At 66.3% G+C, this 21,228-nt stretch carries 22 protein-coding genes and 1 tRNA gene; 13 read left to right on the top strand and 10 right to left on the bottom strand.

The features are described from left to right. Positions 1-7: 7 nt before the first annotated feature. From exaC to ACJASC_RS04325, 3 genes are all read left to right on the top strand, one after another. Positions 8-1,567, top strand: a complete 1,560-nt coding sequence (gene exaC / locus ACJASC_RS04335; RefSeq protein WP_021694716.1) for an acetaldehyde dehydrogenase ExaC — start codon at positions 8-10, stop codon at positions 1,565-1,567. Between the two features lie 75 nt (positions 1,568-1,642). Next, entirely contained in the window at positions 1,643-2,008 is a 366-nt protein-coding gene (locus ACJASC_RS04330) for a DUF779 domain-containing protein (RefSeq protein ID WP_415143839.1), read from the top strand. A gap of 29 nt (positions 2,009-2,037) precedes the next feature. Continuing rightward, entirely contained in the window at positions 2,038-2,463 is a 426-nt protein-coding gene (locus ACJASC_RS04325; protein ID WP_415143837.1) for a pseudoazurin, read from the top strand. Positions 2,464-2,581: 118 nt separating this feature from the next. On the opposite strand, the gene ACJASC_RS04320 is transcribed toward ACJASC_RS04325, so the two are convergent. Next, positions 2,582-3,067: a putative pterin-binding protein gene (locus ACJASC_RS04320; protein WP_415143835.1), complete on the bottom strand. Its 486-nt coding sequence runs from the start codon at positions 3,065-3,067 to the stop codon at positions 2,582-2,584. Positions 3,068-3,335: 268 nt separating this feature from the next. Here ACJASC_RS04320 and ACJASC_RS04315 point away from each other — a divergent pair, with 268 nt between their 5' ends. From ACJASC_RS04315 to ACJASC_RS04305, 3 genes are all read left to right on the top strand, one after another. Continuing rightward, the gene (locus ACJASC_RS04315; RefSeq protein ID WP_415143833.1) at positions 3,336-3,944 is read left to right on the top strand and encodes a response regulator transcription factor; all 609 of its coding nucleotides are present in this window, start codon (positions 3,336-3,338) and stop codon (positions 3,942-3,944) included. Between the two features lie 96 nt (positions 3,945-4,040). After that, a complete protein-coding gene (locus ACJASC_RS04310) occupies positions 4,041-4,847 on the top strand; it encodes an alpha/beta fold hydrolase (protein WP_415143831.1) in 807 nt (268 codons plus the stop codon). Next, positions 4,847-6,202, top strand: coding sequence for a sensor histidine kinase (locus ACJASC_RS04305; protein ID WP_415143829.1), 1,356 nt, complete (start codon positions 4,847-4,849; stop codon positions 6,200-6,202). The genes ACJASC_RS04310 and ACJASC_RS04305 overlap by 1 nt, the downstream gene beginning before the upstream one ends. A 15-nt stretch (positions 6,203-6,217) precedes the next feature. On the opposite strand, the gene ACJASC_RS04300 is transcribed toward ACJASC_RS04305, so the two are convergent. The 3 genes from ACJASC_RS04300 to ACJASC_RS04290 form a co-directional block, all read right to left on the bottom strand. After that, the gene (locus tag ACJASC_RS04300; RefSeq protein ID WP_415143827.1) at positions 6,218-7,189 is read right to left on the bottom strand and encodes an asparaginase; all 972 of its coding nucleotides are present in this window, start codon (positions 7,187-7,189) and stop codon (positions 6,218-6,220) included. A gap of 26 nt (positions 7,190-7,215) precedes the next feature. Beyond that, positions 7,216-7,302: transfer RNA gene (locus ACJASC_RS04295), tRNA-Leu, on the bottom strand. A gap of 61 nt (positions 7,303-7,363) precedes the next feature. Further along, positions 7,364-7,909, bottom strand: coding sequence for a tetratricopeptide repeat protein (locus tag ACJASC_RS04290; RefSeq protein ID WP_415143825.1), 546 nt, complete (start codon positions 7,907-7,909; stop codon positions 7,364-7,366). Between the two features lie 55 nt (positions 7,910-7,964). On the opposite strand from ACJASC_RS04290, the gene ACJASC_RS04285 reads away from it, so the two are divergent. Together ACJASC_RS04285 and ACJASC_RS04280 are read left to right on the top strand one after the other, a co-directional pair. Next, the gene (locus tag ACJASC_RS04285; RefSeq protein WP_415143823.1) at positions 7,965-8,711 is read left to right on the top strand and encodes a rhomboid family intramembrane serine protease; all 747 of its coding nucleotides are present in this window, start codon (positions 7,965-7,967) and stop codon (positions 8,709-8,711) included. Continuing rightward, on the top strand, positions 8,708-9,085 hold the full coding sequence (locus tag ACJASC_RS04280) for a GFA family protein (RefSeq protein WP_415143821.1): 378 nt from the start codon (positions 8,708-8,710) through the stop codon (positions 9,083-9,085). Before ACJASC_RS04285 ends, ACJASC_RS04280 begins: the two co-directional genes overlap by 4 nt. A gap of 5 nt (positions 9,086-9,090) precedes the next feature. On the opposite strand, the gene ACJASC_RS04275 is transcribed toward ACJASC_RS04280, so the two are convergent. Next, positions 9,091-9,885, bottom strand: a complete 795-nt coding sequence (locus ACJASC_RS04275; RefSeq protein WP_415143819.1) for an inositol monophosphatase family protein — start codon at positions 9,883-9,885, stop codon at positions 9,091-9,093. 109 nt (positions 9,886-9,994) lie between these two features. Beyond that, a complete protein-coding gene (locus ACJASC_RS04270) occupies positions 9,995-10,900 on the bottom strand; it encodes a LysR family transcriptional regulator (RefSeq protein WP_415143817.1) in 906 nt (301 codons plus the stop codon). An 87-nt stretch (positions 10,901-10,987) separates the two neighbouring features. Here ACJASC_RS04270 and metF point away from each other — a divergent pair, with 87 nt between their 5' ends. The 5 genes from metF (at position 10,988) to ACJASC_RS04245 (ending at position 17,576) form a co-directional block, all read left to right on the top strand. Beyond that, positions 10,988-11,854 carry a methylenetetrahydrofolate reductase [NAD(P)H] gene (gene metF / locus ACJASC_RS04265; RefSeq protein WP_045319910.1) on the top strand — a complete coding sequence of 289 codons (867 nt, stop codon included), beginning with the start codon at positions 10,988-10,990 and terminating at the stop codon, positions 11,852-11,854. A gap of 118 nt (positions 11,855-11,972) precedes the next feature. Next, the gene (locus tag ACJASC_RS04260; RefSeq protein ID WP_415143814.1) at positions 11,973-13,013 is read left to right on the top strand and encodes a ligase-associated DNA damage response exonuclease; all 1,041 of its coding nucleotides are present in this window, start codon (positions 11,973-11,975) and stop codon (positions 13,011-13,013) included. Further along, positions 13,010-14,614: an ATP-dependent DNA ligase gene (locus ACJASC_RS04255; RefSeq protein ID WP_415143812.1), complete on the top strand. Its 1,605-nt coding sequence runs from the start codon at positions 13,010-13,012 to the stop codon at positions 14,612-14,614. Before ACJASC_RS04260 ends, ACJASC_RS04255 begins: the two co-directional genes overlap by 4 nt. Continuing rightward, complete coding sequence (locus tag ACJASC_RS04250; protein WP_415143810.1) at positions 14,611-15,690, top strand: endonuclease/exonuclease/phosphatase family protein; 1,080 nt, start codon at positions 14,611-14,613, stop codon at positions 15,688-15,690. Before ACJASC_RS04255 ends, ACJASC_RS04250 begins: the two co-directional genes overlap by 4 nt. Before the next feature lie 68 nt (positions 15,691-15,758). After that, entirely contained in the window at positions 15,759-17,576 is a 1,818-nt protein-coding gene (locus tag ACJASC_RS04245; protein ID WP_415143808.1) for a M3 family oligoendopeptidase, read from the top strand. Positions 17,577-17,661: 85 nt separating this feature from the next. Here ACJASC_RS04245 and ACJASC_RS04240 read toward each other — a convergent pair whose 3' ends face one another. The 4 genes from ACJASC_RS04240 to rpoH all read right to left on the bottom strand — a co-directional run bounded on the left by ACJASC_RS04240 (position 17,662) and on the right by rpoH (position 21,101). Continuing rightward, complete coding sequence (locus ACJASC_RS04240; RefSeq protein WP_415143806.1) at positions 17,662-18,276, bottom strand: hypothetical protein; 615 nt, start codon at positions 18,274-18,276, stop codon at positions 17,662-17,664. A gap of 118 nt (positions 18,277-18,394) precedes the next feature. Beyond that, positions 18,395-19,096: an NAD(P)-dependent oxidoreductase gene (locus ACJASC_RS04235; RefSeq protein ID WP_415143804.1), complete on the bottom strand. Its 702-nt coding sequence runs from the start codon at positions 19,094-19,096 to the stop codon at positions 18,395-18,397. A gap of 45 nt (positions 19,097-19,141) precedes the next feature. Then, entirely contained in the window at positions 19,142-20,116 is a 975-nt protein-coding gene (locus tag ACJASC_RS04230) for a Gfo/Idh/MocA family protein (protein ID WP_415143802.1), read from the bottom strand. An 85-nt stretch (positions 20,117-20,201) separates the two neighbouring features. Then, positions 20,202-21,101, bottom strand: coding sequence for an RNA polymerase sigma factor RpoH (gene rpoH, locus ACJASC_RS04225; protein ID WP_415143800.1), 900 nt, complete (start codon positions 21,099-21,101; stop codon positions 20,202-20,204). Between the last annotated feature and the right edge of the window lie 127 nt (positions 21,102-21,228).

Raw genomic sequence — 21,228 nt, 5'->3', positions numbered from 1 at the left:
GGACATCATGAACATCCAGACGCAGACCGCCCCGAGCCGCCAGGTCAGCTCCGCGCTCGACACCAGCCATCTCGGCGTGCCGTTCCCGTTCAAGTCGCGTTACGGCAACTTCATCGGCGGCCGGTTCGTCGAGCCGCGCTCGGGCCGGTATTTCGAGAACCCGACCCCGATCACCGGCGAGGTGATCTGCGAGATCGCGCGCTCCAACTCCGACGACGTGGAGGCCGCGCTCGACGCCGCTCATGCCGCCTTCCCGACCTGGGGCAAGACCTCGCTGGGCGAGCGGTCGAACATCCTCAACAGGATTGCCAACGTCATGGAGGAGAACCTGCAACTCCTCGCCGCCGCCGAGACCATCGACAACGGCAAGCCGATCCGCGAGTCGGTCAACGCCGACCTCGCGCTGGCCGTCGATCACTTCCGCTATTTTGCGGGCGTCATCCGCGCCGAGGAAGGCTCGATCGCCGAGATCGACGCCAACACCTATGCCTACCACTTCAATGAGCCCTTGGGCGTGGTCGGCCAGATCATCCCGTGGAACTTCCCGCTCCTGATGGCGACGTGGAAGATCGCGCCCGCGCTGGCTGCGGGCAACTGCGTGGTGCTCAAGCCCGCCGAACAGACCCCCGCCTCGATCATGGTGCTGATGGAACTGATCGGCGAGCTGCTGCCGCCGGGCGTACTCAATATCGTGCAGGGCTTCGGGCTCGAGGCCGGCAAGCCGCTCGCGCAATCCGACCGGATCGCCAAGATCGCCTTCACCGGCGAGACCACGACCGGCCGGTTGATCATGCAATACGCCTCGCAGAACCTGATCCCGGTGACGCTGGAGCTCGGTGGCAAGTCGCCCAACGTCTTCTTCGAGGACGTGATGCAGGCCGATGACGCCTTCTTCGACAAGTGCCTCGAAGGCTTCACCATGTTCGCCCTCAATCAGGGCGAGGTCTGCACCTGCCCCTCGCGCGCGCTGATCCAGGAATCGATCTACGACGACTTCATCGCCCGGGCCATCGAGCGCGTTGGCAAGGTGGTGCAGGGCAACCCGCTCGACATGAACACGATGATCGGCGCGCAGGCCTCGACCGAGCAGATGGAGAAGATCGGCTCCTATCTGAAGCTCGGCCGCGACGAGGGGGCCGAGGCGCTGATCGGCGGCGAGGTGGCCAAGATGGGCGCGGGGCTCGAGAACGGCAACTACATCCAGCCCACGGTCTTTCGCGGCAACAACAAGATGCGGATCTTCCAGGAGGAGATCTTCGGGCCGGTGCTCTCGGTCACGACTTTCCGCGACGAAGCCGAGGCGCTCGAGATCGCCAACGACACGCTCTACGGCCTCGGCGCCGGTGTCTGGACGCGCGACGGCTCCCGCGCTTTCCGCATGGGCCGGGCGATTCAGGCGGGCCGGGTCTGGACCAACTGCTACCACCAGTACCCCGCCCACGCGGCCTTCGGCGGCTACAAGCAGTCGGGCATCGGGCGCGAGAACCACAAGATGATGCTCGACCACTACCGCCAGACCAAGAACCTTCTGGTCTCCTACGACCAGAATGCGCTGGGCTTCTTCTAGAGCTGGCTCCTCCCCCCGGACCGGCGAGCTCCCGCGTCGGTCCGGGCCCCTCCCCTTTTACCGGAGACGAGGCCCATGGCCGACACGACAGCGGAAACGAGCGGTGCGGGCCGCGCGATGGTGAGCGCCACCGACGCCGCGCTCGACCTTCTCGCCGAGATCAAATCGCGCCACGGCGACGACCTGCTGTTTCACCAATCGGGCGGTTGCTGTGACGGCAGCGCACCGATGTGCTTTGCCGCCTCGGACTACATGGTGGGGCCGCAGGACGTCTGCCTGGGGCGCATCGGCAGCGTGCCCTTCTACATGAACCGCGACCAGCACGACCGTTGGAAGCACACCACCCTGACTATCGACGCGGTCGCGGGCATGGGTGGCATGTTCTCTCTCGACAACGGCACGGGGCGGCGGTTTCTCACCCGCTCCGAGGTCTGTCTCTGATCCCCATTCCCGACCAAAGGATGACCCCGATGCGCCTGACCGCAGCCCTCGTGCTCGGCCTCTTCATGGCCACCCCTGCCCTCGCCGAGACCCATCTGGTCCAGATGCTCAACCGCAATGCAGCAGGCGACATGATGATATTCGAACCCGCCTATCTGGAGATCGCGCCGGGCGACAGCGTCACCTTCGTGCCGACCGAACGGTCGCATAACGCCGAAAGCGTGGACGACATGCTGCCCGAAGGGGCCGAAAGCTGGGTCGGCAAGCGCGACGAGGAGATCACGGTGAGCTTCGACCAGCCGGGCTACTACGGTTTCAAGTGCAAGCCGCACGAGGCGATGGGCATGGTCGGGCTGATCCGCGTCGGCGATCCCGACACGGTACCCGGGATCGGCAAGCTGCGCGGCAAGGGCGACGACCGGATGCAGGCGCTTCTGGCGCAGGCCGGGGGCTAGGTGCGCTTTGGCAATCCGTGCAGGCGGCACGTCTCGTAATCTCTGCCGCCTCACGCATGGCCGCCGAGGCCCCGGGTCGGCAGTCGCCAAGGCCCCCGCGGCAGGGCGGTGATGGCGTTCAGCGCGCGATATTCACTTGGGCGAGCTGCCAGATGCTCCGGGCGAAGGTCGCTTCGGTGCGATATTGCGCGCCGCGATCATAGGGATAGACAAGCCAGTAGGGTCCCTTGTCGCGCACCTGCATGGTTTCGCCGTTCACCCGGGTTGCCACCATGGGCGAGGTCGCGTCGATCTCGTCTATCGGAATCTCAATCCGGTAGTCATTGAGCGCGACCAGTTCGACCTGTTCGGCCTCCCCCGACTCGGTGCCGACGGATTCGATGAGCGCCGCCAGCGGCACGCCCGAAAAGCGCGTCTCGCCGTCGGTCCAGATCGTGCCGGTCACGAACTCCTCCTGCGGCAGCGCGTCGAGCGCCGCGAGGTCGAGTTCCACCACGGCCCGGTCCGGGCCGGTGACCCGCAGCGCCAGCGGCTGCGCAAAAGCGGTGCCGGCCAGCATCGAGAACACGGTGGCGGCCATGGCGGTTGCATGGGTTCTGATCATCACGAATCATCCCTCGGCTATGCTCGAAGCACCTTGGGACAGGTCCCGGATTCGAACCACATCGCTTCCGAACAGGAACCTATCCCATGAGATAGGGCTGCTCTCCGGTTGGTGAATCCGCTCTGATTTTAGAGAAAACCGGACCCTGACGCACCGTCATACGGCTTTGGCTGGCCTGGGAGCGCCGAAACTTCCCGAAACGGCAACGAATCTGGGGCATGATCGAAATGGCCTGTCAGGGCCTTGTGAGCAACAACCGGAGACCCCGATGCGTATCCTGATCGCGGATGACCATGACCTCGTGCGGGAAATGATGGCTGCCTATCTCGAACGGGATGGCGGCATGCAGGTGATGCAAGCCAACAGCTTGGAGGCGGCACTGCGCGAGATACGGCGCAGCGGACCGTTCGAACTGGTGCTGCTCGATTATCTGATGCCGGGCATGCGCGGCCTCGAAGGGTTGAGTGCCGCGCTCTCGGAAAGCGGCGGCAACCCGGTGGCGCTCGTCTCGGGCACCGCGGGGCGGGGCATCGCGGAGACGGCGCTCGCGGCGGGGGCCGCGGGGTTCCTGCCCAAGACGATGCCTGCTCGCTCGCTGGTCAACGCGGTCCGGTTCATGGCGATGGGCGAGACCTATGTTCCGCATGATTTCATGGTCGGCCGCGACGAGGAGAACCCGTCGCTGTCGCACCTAACCCCGCGCGAGAGGCAGGTGCTTGAAGGTCTCACGCAGGGCAAGTCGAACAAGGAGATCGCCATCGACCGCGAGATTCAGGAGGTGACGGTCAAGCTCCATGTCAAAACCCTGTGCCGCAAGCTGGGAGCCCGCAACCGCACCCAGGCCGCGATGATGGCCCGCGATCAGAGCCTGCTCTAGACCTCGGCCTCGCACTGGATCGGAAGGAGGGGGCATGGAAACCATCCGTCTTCCGGCATATCATGGTCGGGGCTTGGAAAGTCGGGATGTGGTTCGATGACAGCGGTCTTGCGCAACAACGTGGATGTGGACGGACCTGTCAGCGCCGGACCGATGGTGTTCGTGCATGGCTTCGGCTGCGATCGGTCGATGTGGCGCGACGTGGCGCCCGCTTTCGTGCAGACGCACCGCATCGTCACCTATGATCTCACCGGCATGGGCGGCTCGGATCTGTCGGCCTACGAGCCGCGGCGCTATGCCGATCTTCAGAGCCATGCCGACGATTTGCTGGAAATCCTCGAGGCGCTGTCGCTGCGGGACGTCTGCCTCGTCGGGCATTCGATCGGGGCTTCGATCGCGCTTCTGGCGGCCAACCGCGCGCCCGAACGGGTGTCGCGGCTGGTCATGGTGTCGCCCAGCCCGGCCTTTCTCGATGATGCCGAGGCCGGGTACCGGGGCGGCTTCGCCCGCGAGGAGATCGAGGGGCTGGTCGGACTTCTCGAGGAGAACCAACTCGGTTGGTCCATGCAGATGGCTCCGACCATCACCGGCCAACCCGTTGAGGCGCCATCGACCGAAACGCTCACGCAGAGCTTCTGCCGCACCGATCCCGAGATCGCGCGCCATTTCGGTCGGGTCACCTTCTTTTCCGACCGTCGCGCCGATTACGAGCGCGCGGCCTGTCCGGTCCTTATCCTGCATTGCAGCGACGACGCGCTCGTGCCCATGAATGTGGCCAGTTGGATGCGCGACCGGATGCCGGACGCCACGCTCGAAGTACTCGAGGCGAGCGGTCATTCCCCGCACATGACTGTGCCGGACAAGGTCGTGAAGACGATCCGCCAGCATCTTGGGACAACCTGATGTCCTTCGAAAGGGGGGACGGCCTCGATGTGGCGACGGAACTGATCGAGGACGCCCCCTGCGGCATCGCCGTCACGGACCCCGACGGACGCCTGCGCTATGTGAACAAGACCCTGACCCAATGGCTCGGGCTGCCGCCTGGGGGCGATCCCTCGCGCGCGACCTTTGCCTCGCTGCTCACCGGGCCGGGGCGGATATTCTACGACACCCACATGGCGCCGATGATGCGGCTTCAGGGCTTCGTGCGCGAGATATCCTGCACACTCGACGTGCAAGACGGCTCGCCCTTGCCGGTGATACTCAGCGGTGTCGCCCGGCGCGACGCCCAAGGGGTCTGCACAAGGTTCGACTACACCGTCTTCGACGCGCGTGAACGGCGCGCCTACGAGGAGGCGCTGCGCCGCGCCAAGCGCGAGGCGGGCGAGTTGGCGGCGATCGTCAGCAGCTCACCCAATGCCATCCTGCGCGTCGATTCCGGGGGATGCGTGCGCAGCTGGAACAACGGCGCGGTCCGGCTTCTGGGACGTTCGGCCGAGCAGGCGATGGGTCGGCCCGTCGCCGAGGCGATCCAGCTGCTGGACCGGCCCGACTGGTTCATGCGCGAGGCCCGCGCGCTTCGGGACGAGGCGGAGATCTCGTTCGAGGCCCGGCATGCCAGCGCGCGCGATTTCGAGGTCACTCTCGCGCCGATCGGCGAGCGCGGCCTGCCCGGTGCCTCCGAGGACTGGTCGGTGATCCTGCGCGACGTCACGCGCCGCAAGCAGGCCGAGCGCCGCCTGCAGGTGATCTTCGACGAGATGCGGCACCGCATGAAGAATACGCTCGGCGTCGTCGCGGGCATCGCGCGCCAGACCCTGCCGCGCCCGAGCGCCGAGCAGCTCGTCTCGCGGCTTCAGGCCCTGTCCTCGGCCCATGACGCCCTGATCCGGCCCGATGATGACATCGGATCAGAGCCAGTGGTCGAGATCGGCGCGCTGCTGGCGTTCTCCTGCAAGGCGGCGGGCGGATCCGCACGGTTCGTGATCCAAGGACCACGGGTGCGGCTTTCGGCCCGGCAGGCGACCTCGATGTCGATGGCGCTGCACGAGTTGGTCACCAACGCGCTGAAATACGGCGCTCTTTCGAGCGAACAGGGACAGGTGCGGGTCGATTACACCTTGGACGGCCCCGGCGAAACCGGGCCCTTCCGGTTGCGCTGGCGCGAGGTCGGGGGTCCGCCGGTGACGCCCCCGACGCGGCAAGGCTTCGGCTCCAAGATGATCGGCCTCGTGCTGCAGGCCGAACTGGGGGCCGAGGTCCGCTCCGAATTCGCCCCCGAGGGGTTTCGCTTCGAGGTGGCCTTCACGGCGGGCTGAAGGAACGCGGACGCCTCAGCCGAGCGCCGCCGCGATGTCCTCGCGGCTCGCCCCCTGCCCCAGCAGCACCGACAGCAGCAGACGCGCCTTGAGCCCCGACAGCGTGCCGGTCAGCAGTGCGCCCGCGGCAACCATCGTGGCACCGCCGCTATCGGCGCCATAGACCGCATGGGTGCGTCCCTCGACGCAGCGCGAGGCCAGCAGCACCGGCACCCCGGCCTGCGTGAGCCGTGCCACCACGGGCGCGAAACCGCGCGGGGCGTTGCCGCGGCCGAAACCTTCGACCACCACGCCGCGTGCGCCATTGGCCTCGCAGAACTCGAGAAAGGCCGGGGTCGTGCCAAGCGCGAGCTTGACCAACTCGACCTCCGCGACCAGCCCCGCATCTGCCAGCACCCGGCGCGGGCCGGGCTGGCGATAGACATGCACCTCGCCGAGATCCACCTCGCCCAGCTTGCCCAGCCCGGGGCTGCGGAAGGTGTCGGTGCGCGCGCTGTGCATCTTGGTCACATCGCGCGCGGCGTGAATCTCGCCCTCGAAGACGATCACCGCGCCGATGCCGCGCGCTACGGGAGACGCGGCGACGCGGATCGCATCGGCGATGTTGCGCGGCCCGTCGCTGTCGGGATCGCCCGCGTGGCGCTGCGCCCCGGTGAAGACGATGGGCTTGTCCCCCACCACGAGGAGGTCGGCAAGATAGGCACTCTCCTCCATCGTGTCGGTGCCGTGGGTAACGACGACGCCCGCGCAATCGGGCCGCTCCAGCGCCGCGCGGATCGCCGCCACGAGACCGTGGGCATCCGCGAGGGTAAGCGCGAAGCTGTTGAGTTCGCGATACGCCTCGACCCGGACCTCGATGCCGTTCAGCGGATCGTGCAGCATCTCCATCAGGGCCGCGCCGGGCAGAGAGGCGGTGACCGCGCCTTCGGCCTCGGAATGGCGCGAAGCGATGGTGCCGCCGGTGGAGATCAAGGTGACTCCGGTCATGATCCGTCCTTCAACTGCTTGAGACTTGGTGCCCGTGGCCGGACTCGAACCGGCACGCTCCGAAGGAGCAAGAGATTTTAAGTCTCGTGTGTCTACCATTTCACCACACGGGCCTGGGGCGAGACTTACGACGCCGTGCGCGGACGGTAAAGCACCGGGAGGAGATCGGTGGGGTCAGATGTCGGTACCCGGCGCTTCGATCAGCCCGCGTTCGGGCAGCCAGGGGTTGCGCGCCAGCGCGGCATCGAGGGCGCGGCGCGCCTCGGCGTCGCGGCCCAGCGCCATGAGCGCCAAGGCCCGTCCGGCCAGCGCTCCGACATGGCCCGGCTCGCGCGCCAGCGTCGCGTCGAGACCGGCAAGAGCCACCGCATGCGCGCCTTGCAGGTAATGAATGAAGGCGCGCTGGTTCCAACCTTCGGCATAATCCGGACACTCCTCGACGAGTTGGTCGAGCAGCGCCAGCGCCTCGTCGCCCTGTCCCGCCGCGCGCCGCTCCATCGCCCGGTCGAGCAAGTCCTGCGCGCGCGCATCGGGGGCATCGAACCACAGCGCCCAGAGCGCGTTCATCAGACGCTGCGCCTGCACCGGATCGCCCGCCCGCGCCAGCCGGTCGAGCAGGGCCGAAATTTCGGCCGCATGGTCGGGCGGCGGTGGACAGTCACGGCCCCATGCCGGAGCGGCGAGTATCAGGCCAAGCACCATGGCGGTCACGCGGATCATGCGCCATGCTGCGCCAGCGCCTCACCGCGCGTCAAGATCCGCAGCCGAGGCCCCGATGTTTCCGATCCGCGACCACAACCCTTCGACCGGCACGCCCTATGTCACATGGAGCCTGCTCGTGCTCAATGTCGCGATCTATCTGTGGATGGTGGTCGCGCTCGACACTGGCGACGATCTCGCGCGGCTTTACTTCGACTGGGCGATGATCCCGGCGCGGATCTCGGCGGCCGAGAACCCGGTCTCTGTCGTCAGCTCGCTGTTCTTGCATGCCGGCCTGTTCCATCTTGCGGGCAACATGCTGTTCCTGTTCATCTTCGGCGACAACATGGAGGAGCAGATGGGCCATGGCGTCTTCGCGGCCTTCTATCTGGCCTCCGGCGTCGCGGCCAACCTCGTGCAGTTTGCGGCCGAGCCGTTCTCACCGGTCCCCACCATCGGCGCCTCGGGCGCGATCGCGGGCGTGATGGGGGGCTATTTGCTCATGTTTCCGCGCGCGCGGATCGACATCCTGATCTTCCTGATCGTGTATATCCGGCTGGTGCCGGTGCCCGCCTGGCTGGTGCTGGCGGTCTGGTTCGGGTTGCAGGTGCTGGGCGGGCTCGGGGCCGATGCGAGCGTCGGCGGAGGCATCGCCTACTGGGCCCATGCGGGCGGCTTTGCGGTGGGGCTGGGACTGGCGCTGCCGGTCTGGCTCAGGCGCGGCGGCCCGGCTTTCTGGGCGCGCACCCACGGGGTGCCGCCACACGCCCCCGCGCCGCCCTTGGCGCGCAGCAACATCCCGACCGTGAGGAGACGCAGATGACGATCCCCGAGCCCCATCACCGGCTGACCTGCCACTGCGGCGCGGTCGAGCTGTGCGTGCATCTTGCCGAGGGGCTGGCCACCGCACGGCGTTGCGACTGCTCGTTCTGCCGCAGGCGCGGCGCGATCGCGGCGACGGTGCGTCTGGGAGAGCTGGAGGTGGTGCGCGGAGCCGACAGGCTCACGCTCTATCAGTGGGGCACCGGCACGGCGCAGCACTGGTTCTGTGCCACCTGCGGCATCTACACCCATCACCGCAGGCGGTCGAACCCGAACGAATACGGGGTGAATGTCGGCGCGCTGGAAGGGGTGAACCCCGCCCATCTGGGCGAGATCCCGTGGTCGGACGGGGTGAACCACCCCTCCGACCGCTAGGGGCCTCAGGCCTCGCGGGCGCGGACCAGCTTGGCGAACTTCTCGAAAATGTCGGCGTTGGCCGCGACCACATCGCCATGCTCGAGCGGATCGTGCCCGTCGCGGATGGCACCGACGAAACCGCCGGCCTCGGTGACGATGATCATACCCGCCGCCATGTCCCAGATCTTCAGCTCGCGCTCCCAATAGCCCTCGGTGCGGCCCGCCGCCACATAGGCCATGTTGAGCGCGGCCGAGCCGTATTGCCGGACACCGGACACTTCGGGGGCAATCCGGGCGAGATCCTGAATCATCGCCGGCAAGGTGCGGCGCCCGGCGCAGGGCACGCCGGTCGAGAAGATCGATTCGACAAGCCGGTGACGCCCCGAAACCCGCAACCGGCTTTCGTTGAGCCAGGCGCCTTCGCCCTTCTCGGCGTGGAACATCTCGTCCTTGACGGGATCGTAGATCACGCCGGCGACGATCTTGCCCTTGTGTTCGAGCGCGATGGAGATCGCCCAATGCGGCATGCCGTGCAGGAAGTTGGTGGTGCCGTCGAGCGGATCGACGATCCAGCGCCGGGTCGGGTCCTCGCCCTCGACCGGGCCGCCTTCTTCGCCCAAGAAACCATAGGAAGGCCGCGCTTCCATCAGCGCCTCGCGCACGGTCTGCTCGGCCTGACGGTCGGCACGGGTGACGAAGTCGCCCGGCCCCTTGGTCGAGACCTGCAGCTGCTCGACCTCGGCAAAGTCCTTGAGCAGCGCGCGACCGGCGCGGCGGGCGGTCTTCATCATCACGTTGAGATTGGCGGAACGGGCCATCGGGGCCTCCTCTGGCTTGGGCTGTCAGGCCCACGGGGCCCTGAGATGTCACGGATCAAGGGGCCATAGCCGCTCCGTGCCATCCGGGCAAGGGGCCAAGCGGCGCCGCCTAGCCCCTTTGCAGCTTCACCGCCTCCTGCCGCGCCAACCGGGTGAAATGGGCGATATAGGGCCACGCCGTGTCGTCCGAGCGGGTCGCGGCAAAGAGCCTGCGGGTCTTGCCCTCTGCCGTCAGCGGCCGGGTCACGAAATCGGCGTTGTGCCGCAGCTGTCGCACGACCCAATCGGGCAGCACCGCGACCCCGCGGTTCGAGGCCACGAGAAGCAGGATCACCGCCGTCAGCTCGACCTGCCGGATGGCGGCAGGCTCCACCTTCGCGGGGAGCAGAAGCTCGGTGAACACGTCGAGCCGGCCGCGCTCCACCGGATAGGTAATCAACGTCTGCTCCGCGAAATCGCGCGCCTCGACAAAGGGCTTCTCGGCCAGCGGGTTCATCGACGAGGCGACGAAGACCGGCTCGTAATCGAAAAGCGGCGTGAAATCGGTCTCGGGCAACTCTTCGGGATCGGAGGAGATCACCAGATCGACCATCTCGCGCCTGAGCGCGGGCAGCGCGTCGAAGGCGAGGCCGGGGCGGATGTCGACATCGACCTCGGGCCAGGCCTTGCGGAATTGTTCCAGCACCGGCAGCAGCCATTCGAAGCAGGCGTGGCATTCGATCGCGATATGCATGCGCCCAGACTTGCCCGCGACCAGCCCGGCAAACTCGGCCTCCAGATCGGCGACGCGCGGCAGGATGTCCTCGGCGGCGGCCAGAAGCTTCATCCCGGCGGCCGAGAGCTTGAGCGGCTTGGAGCGGCGCACGAAAAGCTCGACCCCGGCCTGATCCTCGATCCCCTTGATCTGATGCGACAGCGCCGATTGTGTTATGTTGAGCAAGTCGGCCGCCCGCGCCAGACCGCCGGTGTCATGGATCGCCTTGATCGTGCGCAGATGGCGGAACTCGATATGCAAGTGAAACTCATGATCGTGGTGAGGGTTATGAATTTGTCTCACACCACCTCATCTGCGACAAGGTCCACAGCCCATAGGAGACCGTCCATGACCCGCCCCGCCGTCAGTTTCGAATTCTTTCCGCCGAAGAACATCGAAGGCTCGTTCCGTCTTTGGGACACGGTTCAGGCGCTTGCGCCGATGGGGCCGGAGTTCGTCTCGGTCACATACGGCGCGGGCGGCACGACGCGGCAGCTCACCCACGAAGCGGTGGACGCGATCCACAAGAAGGCCGGTCTGCGCGTCGCGGCGCATCTGACCTGCGTGGAGGCGACGCGCGCCGAGACGCTCGACATCGTCAACGGCTATGCCAAGGCGGGCGTCGAGGAGATCGTGGCCCTCAGGGGCGATCCGCCGAAAGGGTCGGGCGGGTTCACGGCGCATCCGCAGGGCTTCTCGGGCTCCGTCGAGCTGATCGAGACGCTGGCCGCGATGGAGAAGTTCCGCATCCGCGTCGGCGCCTATCCCGAGCGCCATCCCGATGCCGCACACGAGCTTGCGGATGTCGAGCATCTCAAGCGCAAGTTCGACGCGGGCGCCCACAGCGCCATCACCCAGTTCTTCTTCGAGGCGGACACCTTTTTTCGGTTTCGCGACGCCTGCGAGAAGGCGGGCATCAAGGGCCAGATCATTCCCGGCATCCTGCCGATCGAGAATTGGAAGGGCGCGCGCAAGTTCGCCGCGATGTGCGGCACCTCGATCCCGCAAGTCGTGGCCGACGGCTTCGAACATGCCGCCGATCAAGCCGAGGCCGACATGCTGGCCACGGCGCTCGCCACCGAGCTATGCGACAAGCTGATCGCGGGCGGCGCGGAGCATCTGCACTTCTACACGCTCAACAAGCCGGATCTCACGCGCGACGTCTGTCATGCCTTGGGCATCACGCCGAAGGCCGCGCTCAGCGAAGTGGCCTGAGAGACCCCTCCCCGCGATCCATGATGAGGCCGGCGTCCCGACGAGGCGCGCCGCCTCCCGCACTTCACTCCCGAAATACTCACTACCCGGCCCTGTCCCCCGCGCTACCCTCGGGGTCATGAGCGATCTTCTGACATTCACCGATCGGGGCATCTATTGCGAAGCGGGCGATTTCCACATCGACCCGTGGCAACCCGTCGACCGCGCCCTCGTGACCCATGGCCATGCCGATCACGCGCATGAGGGCATGAACCACTACCTCGCCACCGACATCGCGGCCCCGGTGATGCGCCACCGCCTGGGCGACATCTCGCTCGACACGATCTGCTATGGCGAGACGCGCCGCATAGGCGACGTCACCGTGTCGTTCCATCCGGCAGGCCACGTGCCCGGCTCGGCGCAGATCCGCATCGAGCGCCGGGGCGAGGTCTGGGTCGCTTCGGGCGATTACAAGACCATCGATGACGGGCTTTCGACCCCGTTCGAGCCGGTGAAATGCGACGCCTTCATCACCGAGTCCACCTTCGGCCTGCCGGTGTTCAAATGGACCCCGCAGGACGAGCTGGCGCGCGATCTCAACGCGTGGTGGGCTGCCAACGCCGCCGAGGGGCGGTTTTCCCTGATCGGAGCCTATGCTCTGGGCAAGGCGCAGCGCATCCTGACGCTGGCCGACACCTCGATCGGCCCGATCCTCACCCATGGCGCGGTCGAGAACACCAACGCGGTGCTGCGCGCACAGGGCATAGCACTTCCCGATACGATCCGTGTGACGCCCGATATCGATCTCAAGGCCTATCCCGGCGCGCTTGTCGTCGCGACGCCGTCGGGGCTTGGCGGGCCTTGGTCGCGGCGGTTCGGCACGGCGGCCAATCCGGCCTCGACCGCCTTCGCCAGCGGCTGGATGGCGCTTCGGGGCGTGCGCCGCCGCCGTGCCGCCGACCGGGGCTTCATCATGTCGGACCACGCCGATTGGCCGGGGCTGAACGCCGCGATACGCGAGACGGGCGCGAGCCGTATCTTCGTCACCCATGGCTACACTTCCGTCTTTCGCCGCTGGCTGGAGAGCGAGGGCTATGACGCAGCGATCGTCTCGACCGAGTATTCGGGCGAGAATTTCGATGCCCCGGATGAGGGCGAAACCGGGGGCGAGGCCGCATGAAGCGCTTTGCCGAGTTGTTCCGCGCCGTCGACCAGACCACCCGCACCACCAAGAAGGTCGCGGCGATGGCGGAGTATTTCCGCGAGGCGCCCGACGCCGACAAGCTTTGGACCATCGCGCTCTTCTCTGGCCGCCGTCCGCGCCGGACCATTACTGCCACGGTACTGCGCGAATGGGCGGCCGAGAGGGCGGGCATCCCGCTTTGGCTGTTCGAGGAGGCCTACCCGATCGTCGGCGATCTGGCCGAAACCATCTCCCTCGTCTTGCCCCCCGCCGAGGCCGAGGAGGATCGCCCTCTCAGCCACTGGATCGCCGAGATCCGCACGCTTTCGAAGCAGGACGACGCTGCGCGCAAGTCTGGCATCCTCGCGGCGTGGGACGGACTCGGTCCGACCGAGCGGCTCCTGTTCACCAAGCTGCTGACGGGCAGCTTCCGCGTCGGGGTCAGCCAGAAGCTGATGACCCGGGCGCTGGCGCAGGCCACCGAGATCGACGAGGCCGAGCTGACGCATCGGCTCATGGGGTCGTGGACGCCCGACGACATCACTTGGCACAGTCTCGTGCATGCGCCCGACCCCACCGCCAGCCTGTCGCGCCCCTATCCTTTCTACCTTGCCTACCAGCTCGACGATCCCGAGGCCCTGGGCGATCCGGGCGACTGGATGGCCGAGCGCAAGTGGGACGGCATCCGCGGCCAGCTGATCCTGCGCGGCGGCGACCATCACCTGTGGTCGCGCGGCGAAGAGCTCATGACCGACCGGTTTCCCGAACTGGCGCGGATGAAGGATTTCCTGCCGATGGGTACGGTGATCGACGGCGAAGTGCTGGGCTGGGGCGACGAGGTGCCGCTGTCCTTCAACGCGCTGCAAAAGCGGATCGGCCGCAAGACGGTGCCCAAGAAGCTGCTCACCGAGGCGCCGGTGATCCTCATGGGCTACGACCTGCTGGAGCATGATGGTGAGGATATCCGCGCCCTGCCCTTCTTCGAACGCCGCGCCCGGCTCGATGCGCTGGGCCGCGATCTTCCGCCCGAAGCCCCCTTCCGCCTGTCGCCGCTCGTCCCGGTCGAGAGCCTCGACCAGCTTGCCGGGGAGAGGGCGAAATCGCGCGACCTGATGGCCGAGGGGCTGATGCTCAAGCGAGCCGCCTCGCCCTATCTCGCGGGGCGCAAGAAGGGTGACTGGTGGAAATGGAAGGTCGATCCGCTGACCATCGACGCGGTCATGGTCTATGCGCAGGCCGGATCGGGGCGGCGGGCCAACATGTTCACCGACTTCACCTTCGCGGTAAAGGACGGCAACGGGCTGGTGCCCTTCACCAAGGCCTATAGCGGGCTCACCGATGCCGAGTTTCGCAAGATCACCGCATGGGTGCGCAAGAACACGCTCGAACGCTATGGGCCGGTGCGTCACGTCAAACCGGAACATGTGTTCGAAATCGGCTTCGAAGGTATCCAACCCAGCCCGCGGCACAAGTCGGGCGTGAGCCTGCGGTTTCCGAGAATGCTGCGCTGGCGGCACGACAAGCCTCTCGACGAGATCAACACGCTCGACGATCTCAAGGACATGCTCGCCGCCTATGGAGGAGACAACACCGCATGAGACACGCCTTTGCCATTATCGCGGGGGTCGGCCTGTTGCTGCTGGCCATCGCCTCGCTGCTGCCACTTCTCGAAACCGATGCCTGGTGGGTGCGGTATCTCGACTTTCCGCGAATGCAGTTCGCCGCCGGACTAGTCGTGCTGTGGGTGCTGATGGTGGCCTTGGGTGGCATCGGGCGCGGGGCGGCCCGCTGGCTCACGGTGCTTGCACTGATCGCGCTGGGATATCACGGCTGGAAGCTCTGGCCGTATCAGCCTCTCGCGGCCAAGATGGATCCCGGCACCGCCACCTGCGGTCCCGAGGCGAGGCTGAGCGTCATGGTCGCCAATGTGCAGCGCAAGAACCGTCAGGCCAATGAGGTGATCGCGCTGGCGCGCGAGCAGAACCCGGACCTGTTCTTCGTGCTGGAAACCAATGGCTGGTGGGACGAGGCGTTGTCGGCGCTCGATGCCGATTACGACCACCACCTGCAGGACATCCCGTCTGACGCCACCTATTACGGGATGCACGTCTTTTCGCGGCATCCCTTTGCCGACACCGAGATGCGGTTCCCCTTCGGCGCGGACACGCCACTCTTTGTCGGCACGCTCGACCACCCGGCCCGGCAGATCCGGGTCTTTGGCATCCATCCGCGCCCACCGCATTACTTCCAACCCTCCACCCTGCGCGATGCGACGGTGCTCGAGGCGGCGATCGAGGCGCGTGACGGCGATCTGCCCGCCCTGCTCGCCGGTGATTTCAACGCCACCCCGTGGGAGCGCACCTCGCGCCGGGCGTTGCGCCTCGGCGGGCTGATCGATCCCCGCGCGGGACGCGGGCCGCTGATCAGCTTCGATGCCAATTCGTGGTGGATGAAATGGCCGCTGGACCAGATCCTGTGGCAACAGGGGCTCGCCATGACGGGTTTCGAGGTGCTGGATGGCCTCGGTTCGGATCATTACCCGGTGCTCGCCGAGCTGTGCGTCACCGACGGGGTCGATCTGCGCCCGCTTGCCCCGCGCGACAGCGACGACGCCGAGGCCCGCGCCACCCTCGAGAAGGCCCGCGCCATGCCGGATGCCGCCTTCGACGGCTGACATGGGTTGAGCCGAGCCGTCCGCGACCATATCTTTCGCCTCCGAGACACAGGACAGAAAGCAGCCCCATGACCCAAGCCCCCCGCTTCGACGCCGCGACCGAAACCGGGGGCCGCCCTTTGGGCAACCTGCCGGAATGGGACCTGAGGGACCTCTATCCCGCGCCGGATTCGGCCGAGATCAAGAACGACATCGACTGGCTCGAGAAGGCCTGCGCCGAGTTCGCCGCCGATTACGAGGGCAAGCTCGCCACGCTCGACGCGCATGGGCTGCTGGAGGCCGTGCAGCGCTACGAGCGCATCGACATCGTGGCGGGCCGGATCATGTCCTATGCGGGGCTGCGCTATTACCAGCAGACCACCGACAGCGAACGGGCCAAGTTCATGTCGGATTGTCAGGACCGGATCACCGCCTATACCACGCCTCTCGTCTTTTATGGCCTTGAGTTCAACCGGCTCGACGAGGGCCACCTCGAAACCCTGCTCGGCCAGAGCCAGGAGCTGAACCGCTACCGCCCCGTTTTCGAGCGGATGCGCGCGATGAAACCCTACCAGCTCTCGGACGAGCTGGAGAAGTTCCTGCACGATCAGTCGAGTGTCGGTGCGGCCGCTTGGAACAAGGTCTTCGACGAGACCATCGCCGGGCTGACCTTCACGGTGAACGGCGAAGAGCTTGGCATCGAGGGCACGCTGAACCTTCTCACCGATCGCGACCGGGCCAAGCGCGAAGCGGCGACGCATGAGCTGGCGCGCGTGTTCAAGACGCAGATCCGCCTGTTCTCGCGGATCCACAACACGCTCGCCAAGGAAAAGGAGATCGAGGATCGCTGGCGCGGCATGCCGACGCCGCAGACCGGGCGGCACCTGTCGAACCATGTCGAACCCGAAGTCGTCGAGGCGCTGCGCGATGCCGTGGTGGCCGCCTATCCGCGCCTGTCGCACCGCTACTACGCGCTGAAGGCCAAGTGGCTCGGGCTTGAGCGGATGCAGGTCTGGGATCGCAACGCGCCGCTGCCGATGGAGACCGACCGCATTGTCGGATGGGACGAGGCGCGCGCCATGGTCGAGGAGGCCTACGGCGATTTCGACCCGCGCATGGCCGAACTCGCGAGGCCCTTCTTCGACGAAGGCTGGACCGACGCGGCCGTGAAGCCGGGCAAGGCGCCGGGCGCCTTCGCGCATCCGACCGTCTCGACCGTGCATCCTTATGTGATGCTGAACTATCTCGGCAAACCGCGCGACGTGATGACGCTGGCGCATGAGCTGGGCCACGGCGTGCACCAGCGCCTCGCGGCGGGTCAGGGCGAACTCTTGTCCTCCACCCCCCTGACGCTGGCCGAAACGGCGAGCGTGTTCGGCGAGATGCTGACTTTCCGCAAGCTGCTCGCCAAGGCCAAGGACGCCAACGAGCGCAAGGTGTTGCTCGCCGGCAAGGTCGAGGACATGATCAACACGGTCGTGCGCCAGATCGCCTTCTACGATTTCGAATGCAAGCTGCATGCGGCGCGCGCGCAGGGCGAGCTGACGCCCGATGACATCGACGCGCTGTGGATGAGCGTTCAGGCCGAAAGCCTCGGGCCTGTCTTCGACTTCGCGCCGGGCTATGAGAGTTTCTGGGCCTATATCCCGCACTTCGTGCACTCGCCCTTCTACGTCTATGCCTACGCCTTCGGCGACGGCCTCGTGAACGCGCTCTACGCGGTCTACGAAGAGGGCGGCGAGGATTTCCAAGAGAAGTATTTCGACATGCTCAAGGCGGGTGGTTCGAAGCATCACAAGGAGCTTCTGGCGCCCTTCGGCCTCGATGCCTCGGACCCCGCCTTCTGGGACAAGGGGCTGTCGATGATCGAAGAGCTGATCGACGAGTTGGAGAAGATGGAGGGCTGAGCCTCTGTCTTTCGACATGCACGAAGGGCCGGGGATCAATCCCCGGCCCTTTTCATGTCAGAGCAGTCGGTAAGGCTAGACCGGCTCAATCATCGTCGTTGTCATCGTCGTCATCATTTTCATCTTCATCATCGTCATCATCGTCGTCGTCGTCGTCATCACGCCCACGACGCTTCCCGGCCTTCTTCTCTTCCCGCTCACGGCGGTCTTCGGCCTTGTCTTCATCGCGCTCGCGACGGTCTTCGGCCTTGTCCTCCTCGCGCTCGCGGCGATCTTCGGCCTTTTCCTCCTCACGCTCGCGGCGGTCTTCGGCCTTCTCCTCCTCGTGCTCGCGGCGGTTTTCGGCTTCTTCCTCACGCTCACGCCGATCTTCCGCGCGATCGTCCTCGTCCTCTTCGTCCTCGTATTCCTCTTCCACGACATTGCCGACGGCATCGAACTCGCGCTCAACCGAAGTGCCCTTGCTGCTGCGGCTTTGCTCCTCGAACAGGCGGCTGCCGTCGCCGCTATAGACGCGCTCGGTCTGACCCGCTGCGCCAGTGGCCTCGACGACAAGGGTATCGCCGCTCGGGCGGATGCGGATCTCGCCGCTGTAGCCTTGTGCCACGAGCTGCGCCACGACCGCGTCGATGGCCGCCTGACTGGGTGCCGCAACGGCGGGCGCGCCCGCCATGATGGCAACTGTCGAAAGCCCTGCCATGAAATGTCTTCGAATGCTCACCGAAATCTCCCGTTCCCTGCCTACGCACCTATCCCTTGGTATAGGTATCGTCGTCTCGGCAAATATGACGGAGGATTCGGACAGGAATATGGCCCGATCAGGCCAGCATTTCCCTGACCACTTCGAAGGACGAACTCAGATCTTCGGCCTCTTGCCGCGCGATGGCTGGGGTCTGGCGGATCCATTCGCCGCTCTCCACGCAATGCAGCATGAAATGTGCCAGATCGGCGTGGCGGGTGCGGATCAGATCCTCGGGAATGACGTCGGGCACCACCACGTAATCGCCGGTCAACGGCTCGGGCAGCAGCCATCCGGGGCGCACGGCGGTCCAGTCCAGGCTGCTCGCGCGCAGCATCTCCTCCATCTCGCCCATCTGGTGCAGCACCCGGGTCAGGGCCGGGATCGCGGTGGTGCGAAACAGCAATGGGCCGCGGTCATGCGTGACCACGAAGCTCGCCGAGATCGTCACCAGCCGCGTCACCCCGCGCGCGTTCATCGCATCGATGAGCTTGGTCGTGCCGGTGGTGTAGAGCGGCGGCGGATCCAACAGCGTCGCGGGATCGCCCGGCACGCCCAGCGCCGAGATCACGGCATCGACGCCATCGACGACCGGGCCGAGGTCGTCCTCGATCACGTTCGCCGTGGCCCGTTCAACATTGTGGCCCGCCGGCGGGGCATCGTCGGGCCATTTCATTTCGGCAGCGCGGACGTGATGCCCGCGCGCCACCGCCTGCTTCACGACCTCCTGCCCTGTCACGCCATGCGCGCCGAGCACGAGGATTGTCTTGGGGTCGGCCATCGCGGTTGCCTCCGGTGATATTACCGGGAACAACCGCCGATCCGCTCAGCCGTTCCCGCCCTTGGCATAGACCATGTCGATCATCGCCTGCGTGCCGCGGCTGAACTCCAGCGGGCAGGCATAGGCCGCGCCGCCGATCGCGGCCCCGAAGGCCTCGACCTGAAGCTTGTAGTGGTCGATGCCGGGCCAGCGTTCATGCACGACCCGCATCCCTTCGGTCTCGAGCGTCATCTCGGCCTGACCGAAGCTGTTGGCATTGAACGGGCAGAGCATCTTCAGCACGCCCTTGTCACCGTGAAAGGTCACCTCCTGCCGCGGATGCAGCCGCATCGACACCATGCCCGCATATTCGAAGCTCTCGAACCGTGCTGCGACCTGCGCATAGACATCGACTCCGTTCTCGTAGCGGATGTTGGCGTGGCGGATCTCCTGCGGCTCCTGCCCGGTGACGAAGCGCACCGAGCCGAAGGCATAGACGCCGATATCGGGCAGCCCGCCGCCGCCGGTTTCGGGCCTGTTGCGGATGTTGTCGGTGGCGGCGGCATTGTTGAAGCTGAACGCCGCCTCGACCTGGCGCAGCTCGCCGATCGCGCCGCCTTGCACCAACTCCTTCGCGCGGATCCATTGCGGGTGATGCACGATCATGTAGGCCTCGGCCGCCATCAGCCCGGTCGCGTCGCGCTTGGCGATCACCGCGTCGAACGCTTCGGCTTTCATGGCCAGCGGCTTTTCGCACAGCACGTGCTTGCCCGCGTCGAGCGCCTTGAGCGTCCATTCCACATGCATGGCGTTGGGCAGCGGGATATAGACCGCATCCACCTCCGGGTCGTCGAGCAGCGCCTGATAATCGAGATGCACGCGCAGACGCGGCTGGAACGCCCGGAACGGCGCGGCCTTGTCCTCGGAGGAGGTGGCCAGCGCCGCAAGTTCGGAGCCCTCGGCGGAATGGATCGCGCGCGCCATGGCGCCCAGCGCGAATTTGGAGGCGCCCAGCACGCCCCAGCGGATCGGTTCACTCATCACGGTCTTTCCCTGCCTGCGGGAAAGAAAAACCCCTCCCCGTTTCCGGGGAAGGGTAATCATCGCGGCGCCAAGTGCAACTTGCTCAGGCGCCTTCGAGCATGCCTCGCTCCTTGGCGAGTTCCTGCATCCGCTTTTGCAGCTTCTCGAAGGCGCGCACCTCGATTTGGCGGATGCGCTCGCGGCTCACCTCGTATTGGCCCGACAACTCCTCGAGCGTCACGGCCTCGTCCTGAAGCCGGCGCTGGACGAGGATGTCCTTTTCGCGGTCGTTGAGCACGCCCATCGCCTCGGCCATCAACTCGCGGCGCGCGTCGAGCTCGTCGCGCTCCTCGTAATCGGTGGCCTGATCGGCGCTGTCGTCCTCAAGCCAGTCCTGCCACTGGGTGGCGCTGTCGGCATCCGAGCCAACCATGGCGTTGAGCGAAGCATCGCCGCCCGACATGCGCCGGTTCATCGAGACGACCTCGTCCTCGGTCACGCCGAGATCGGTGGCGATGCGCTTGACGTTTTCGGGGCGCAGATCGCCTTCTTCAAGCGCGCCGAGCCGGGCCTTGGCCTTGCGCAGGTTGAAGAACAGCTTCTTCTGGCCGGATGTGGTGCCGAGCTTGACCATCGACCACGACCGCAGCACGTATTCCTGAATCGAGGCGCGAATCCACCACATCGCGTAGGTGGCGAGGCGAAAGCCCTTTTCCGGGTCGAACTTTTTGACGGCCTGCATCAGCCCGACATTGGCCTCGGAGATGACCTCGGCCTGCGGCAGGCCATAGCCCCGGTAGCCCATGGCGATCTTGGCCGCGAGGCGCAGGTGCGAGGTGACAAGCTGGTGCGCCGCGCCTGCGTCCTCGTGATCGACCCAGCGCTTGGCCAGCATGTATTCCTGCTCGGGCTCGAGCATCGGGAACTTGCGGATTTCCTGCAGGTAACGGTTCAGCCCCTGCTCCGGCGACGGGGCGGGAAGATTCGTATAGGTCTCTGCCATGGGCCCCTCCTTTCGGATGTCTCTTGGATCGGTCAGCGATACGGCGTCGTGCCTAGCGGGGCAAGCGCCGCCTACCGCGATATCCTTGTGCAATGATGAACCCTTATCCCCAGCCCGGCGAGGGGGT

It is taken from the genome of Limimaricola cinnabarinus, from assembly GCF_047631075.1.
GTDB lineage: Bacteria > Pseudomonadota > Alphaproteobacteria > Rhodobacterales > Rhodobacteraceae > Limimaricola > Limimaricola cinnabarinus.
Note: the sequence above shows the minus strand (reverse complement) of the source record. Positions and strands in the feature narration are given on the sequence as shown.

Excerpts from the sequence above, each read along its gene's own strand:
- rpoH (WP_415143800.1), bottom strand. The coding sequence starts at position 21,101 with ATGGCAGAGACCTATACGAATCTTCCCGCCCCGTCGCCGGAGCAGGGG.
- ACJASC_RS04325 (WP_415143837.1), top strand. The coding sequence starts at position 2,038 with ATGCGCCTGACCGCAGCCCTCGTGCTCGGCCTCTTCATGGCCACCCCT.
- exaC (WP_021694716.1), top strand. The coding sequence starts at position 8 with ATGAACATCCAGACGCAGACCGCCCCGAGCCGCCAGGTCAGCTCCGCG.
- ACJASC_RS04305 (WP_415143829.1), top strand. The coding sequence starts at position 4,847 with ATGTCCTTCGAAAGGGGGGACGGCCTCGATGTGGCGACGGAACTGATC.
- ACJASC_RS04240 (WP_415143806.1), bottom strand. The coding sequence starts at position 18,276 with ATGGCAGGGCTTTCGACAGTTGCCATCATGGCGGGCGCGCCCGCCGTT.
- ACJASC_RS04280 (WP_415143821.1), top strand. The coding sequence starts at position 8,708 with ATGACGATCCCCGAGCCCCATCACCGGCTGACCTGCCACTGCGGCGCG.
- ACJASC_RS04250 (WP_415143810.1), top strand. The coding sequence starts at position 14,611 with ATGAGACACGCCTTTGCCATTATCGCGGGGGTCGGCCTGTTGCTGCTG.
- ACJASC_RS04235 (WP_415143804.1), bottom strand. The coding sequence starts at position 19,096 with ATGGCCGACCCCAAGACAATCCTCGTGCTCGGCGCGCATGGCGTGACA.
- ACJASC_RS04245 (WP_415143808.1), top strand. The coding sequence starts at position 15,759 with ATGACCCAAGCCCCCCGCTTCGACGCCGCGACCGAAACCGGGGGCCGC.
- ACJASC_RS04230 (WP_415143802.1), bottom strand. The coding sequence starts at position 20,116 with ATGAGTGAACCGATCCGCTGGGGCGTGCTGGGCGCCTCCAAATTCGCG.
- ACJASC_RS04275 (WP_415143819.1), bottom strand. The coding sequence starts at position 9,885 with ATGGCCCGTTCCGCCAATCTCAACGTGATGATGAAGACCGCCCGCCGC.
- ACJASC_RS04260 (WP_415143814.1), top strand. The coding sequence starts at position 11,973 with ATGAGCGATCTTCTGACATTCACCGATCGGGGCATCTATTGCGAAGCG.
- ACJASC_RS04255 (WP_415143812.1), top strand. The coding sequence starts at position 13,010 with ATGAAGCGCTTTGCCGAGTTGTTCCGCGCCGTCGACCAGACCACCCGC.
- ACJASC_RS04310 (WP_415143831.1), top strand. The coding sequence starts at position 4,041 with ATGACAGCGGTCTTGCGCAACAACGTGGATGTGGACGGACCTGTCAGC.
- metF (WP_045319910.1), top strand. The coding sequence starts at position 10,988 with ATGACCCGCCCCGCCGTCAGTTTCGAATTCTTTCCGCCGAAGAACATC.
- ACJASC_RS04300 (WP_415143827.1), bottom strand. The coding sequence starts at position 7,189 with ATGACCGGAGTCACCTTGATCTCCACCGGCGGCACCATCGCTTCGCGC.
- ACJASC_RS04315 (WP_415143833.1), top strand. The coding sequence starts at position 3,336 with ATGCGTATCCTGATCGCGGATGACCATGACCTCGTGCGGGAAATGATG.
- ACJASC_RS04320 (WP_415143835.1), bottom strand. The coding sequence starts at position 3,067 with ATGATCAGAACCCATGCAACCGCCATGGCCGCCACCGTGTTCTCGATG.
- ACJASC_RS04290 (WP_415143825.1), bottom strand. The coding sequence starts at position 7,909 with ATGATCCGCGTGACCGCCATGGTGCTTGGCCTGATACTCGCCGCTCCG.
- ACJASC_RS04285 (WP_415143823.1), top strand. The coding sequence starts at position 7,965 with ATGTTTCCGATCCGCGACCACAACCCTTCGACCGGCACGCCCTATGTC.
- ACJASC_RS04330 (WP_415143839.1), top strand. The coding sequence starts at position 1,643 with ATGGCCGACACGACAGCGGAAACGAGCGGTGCGGGCCGCGCGATGGTG.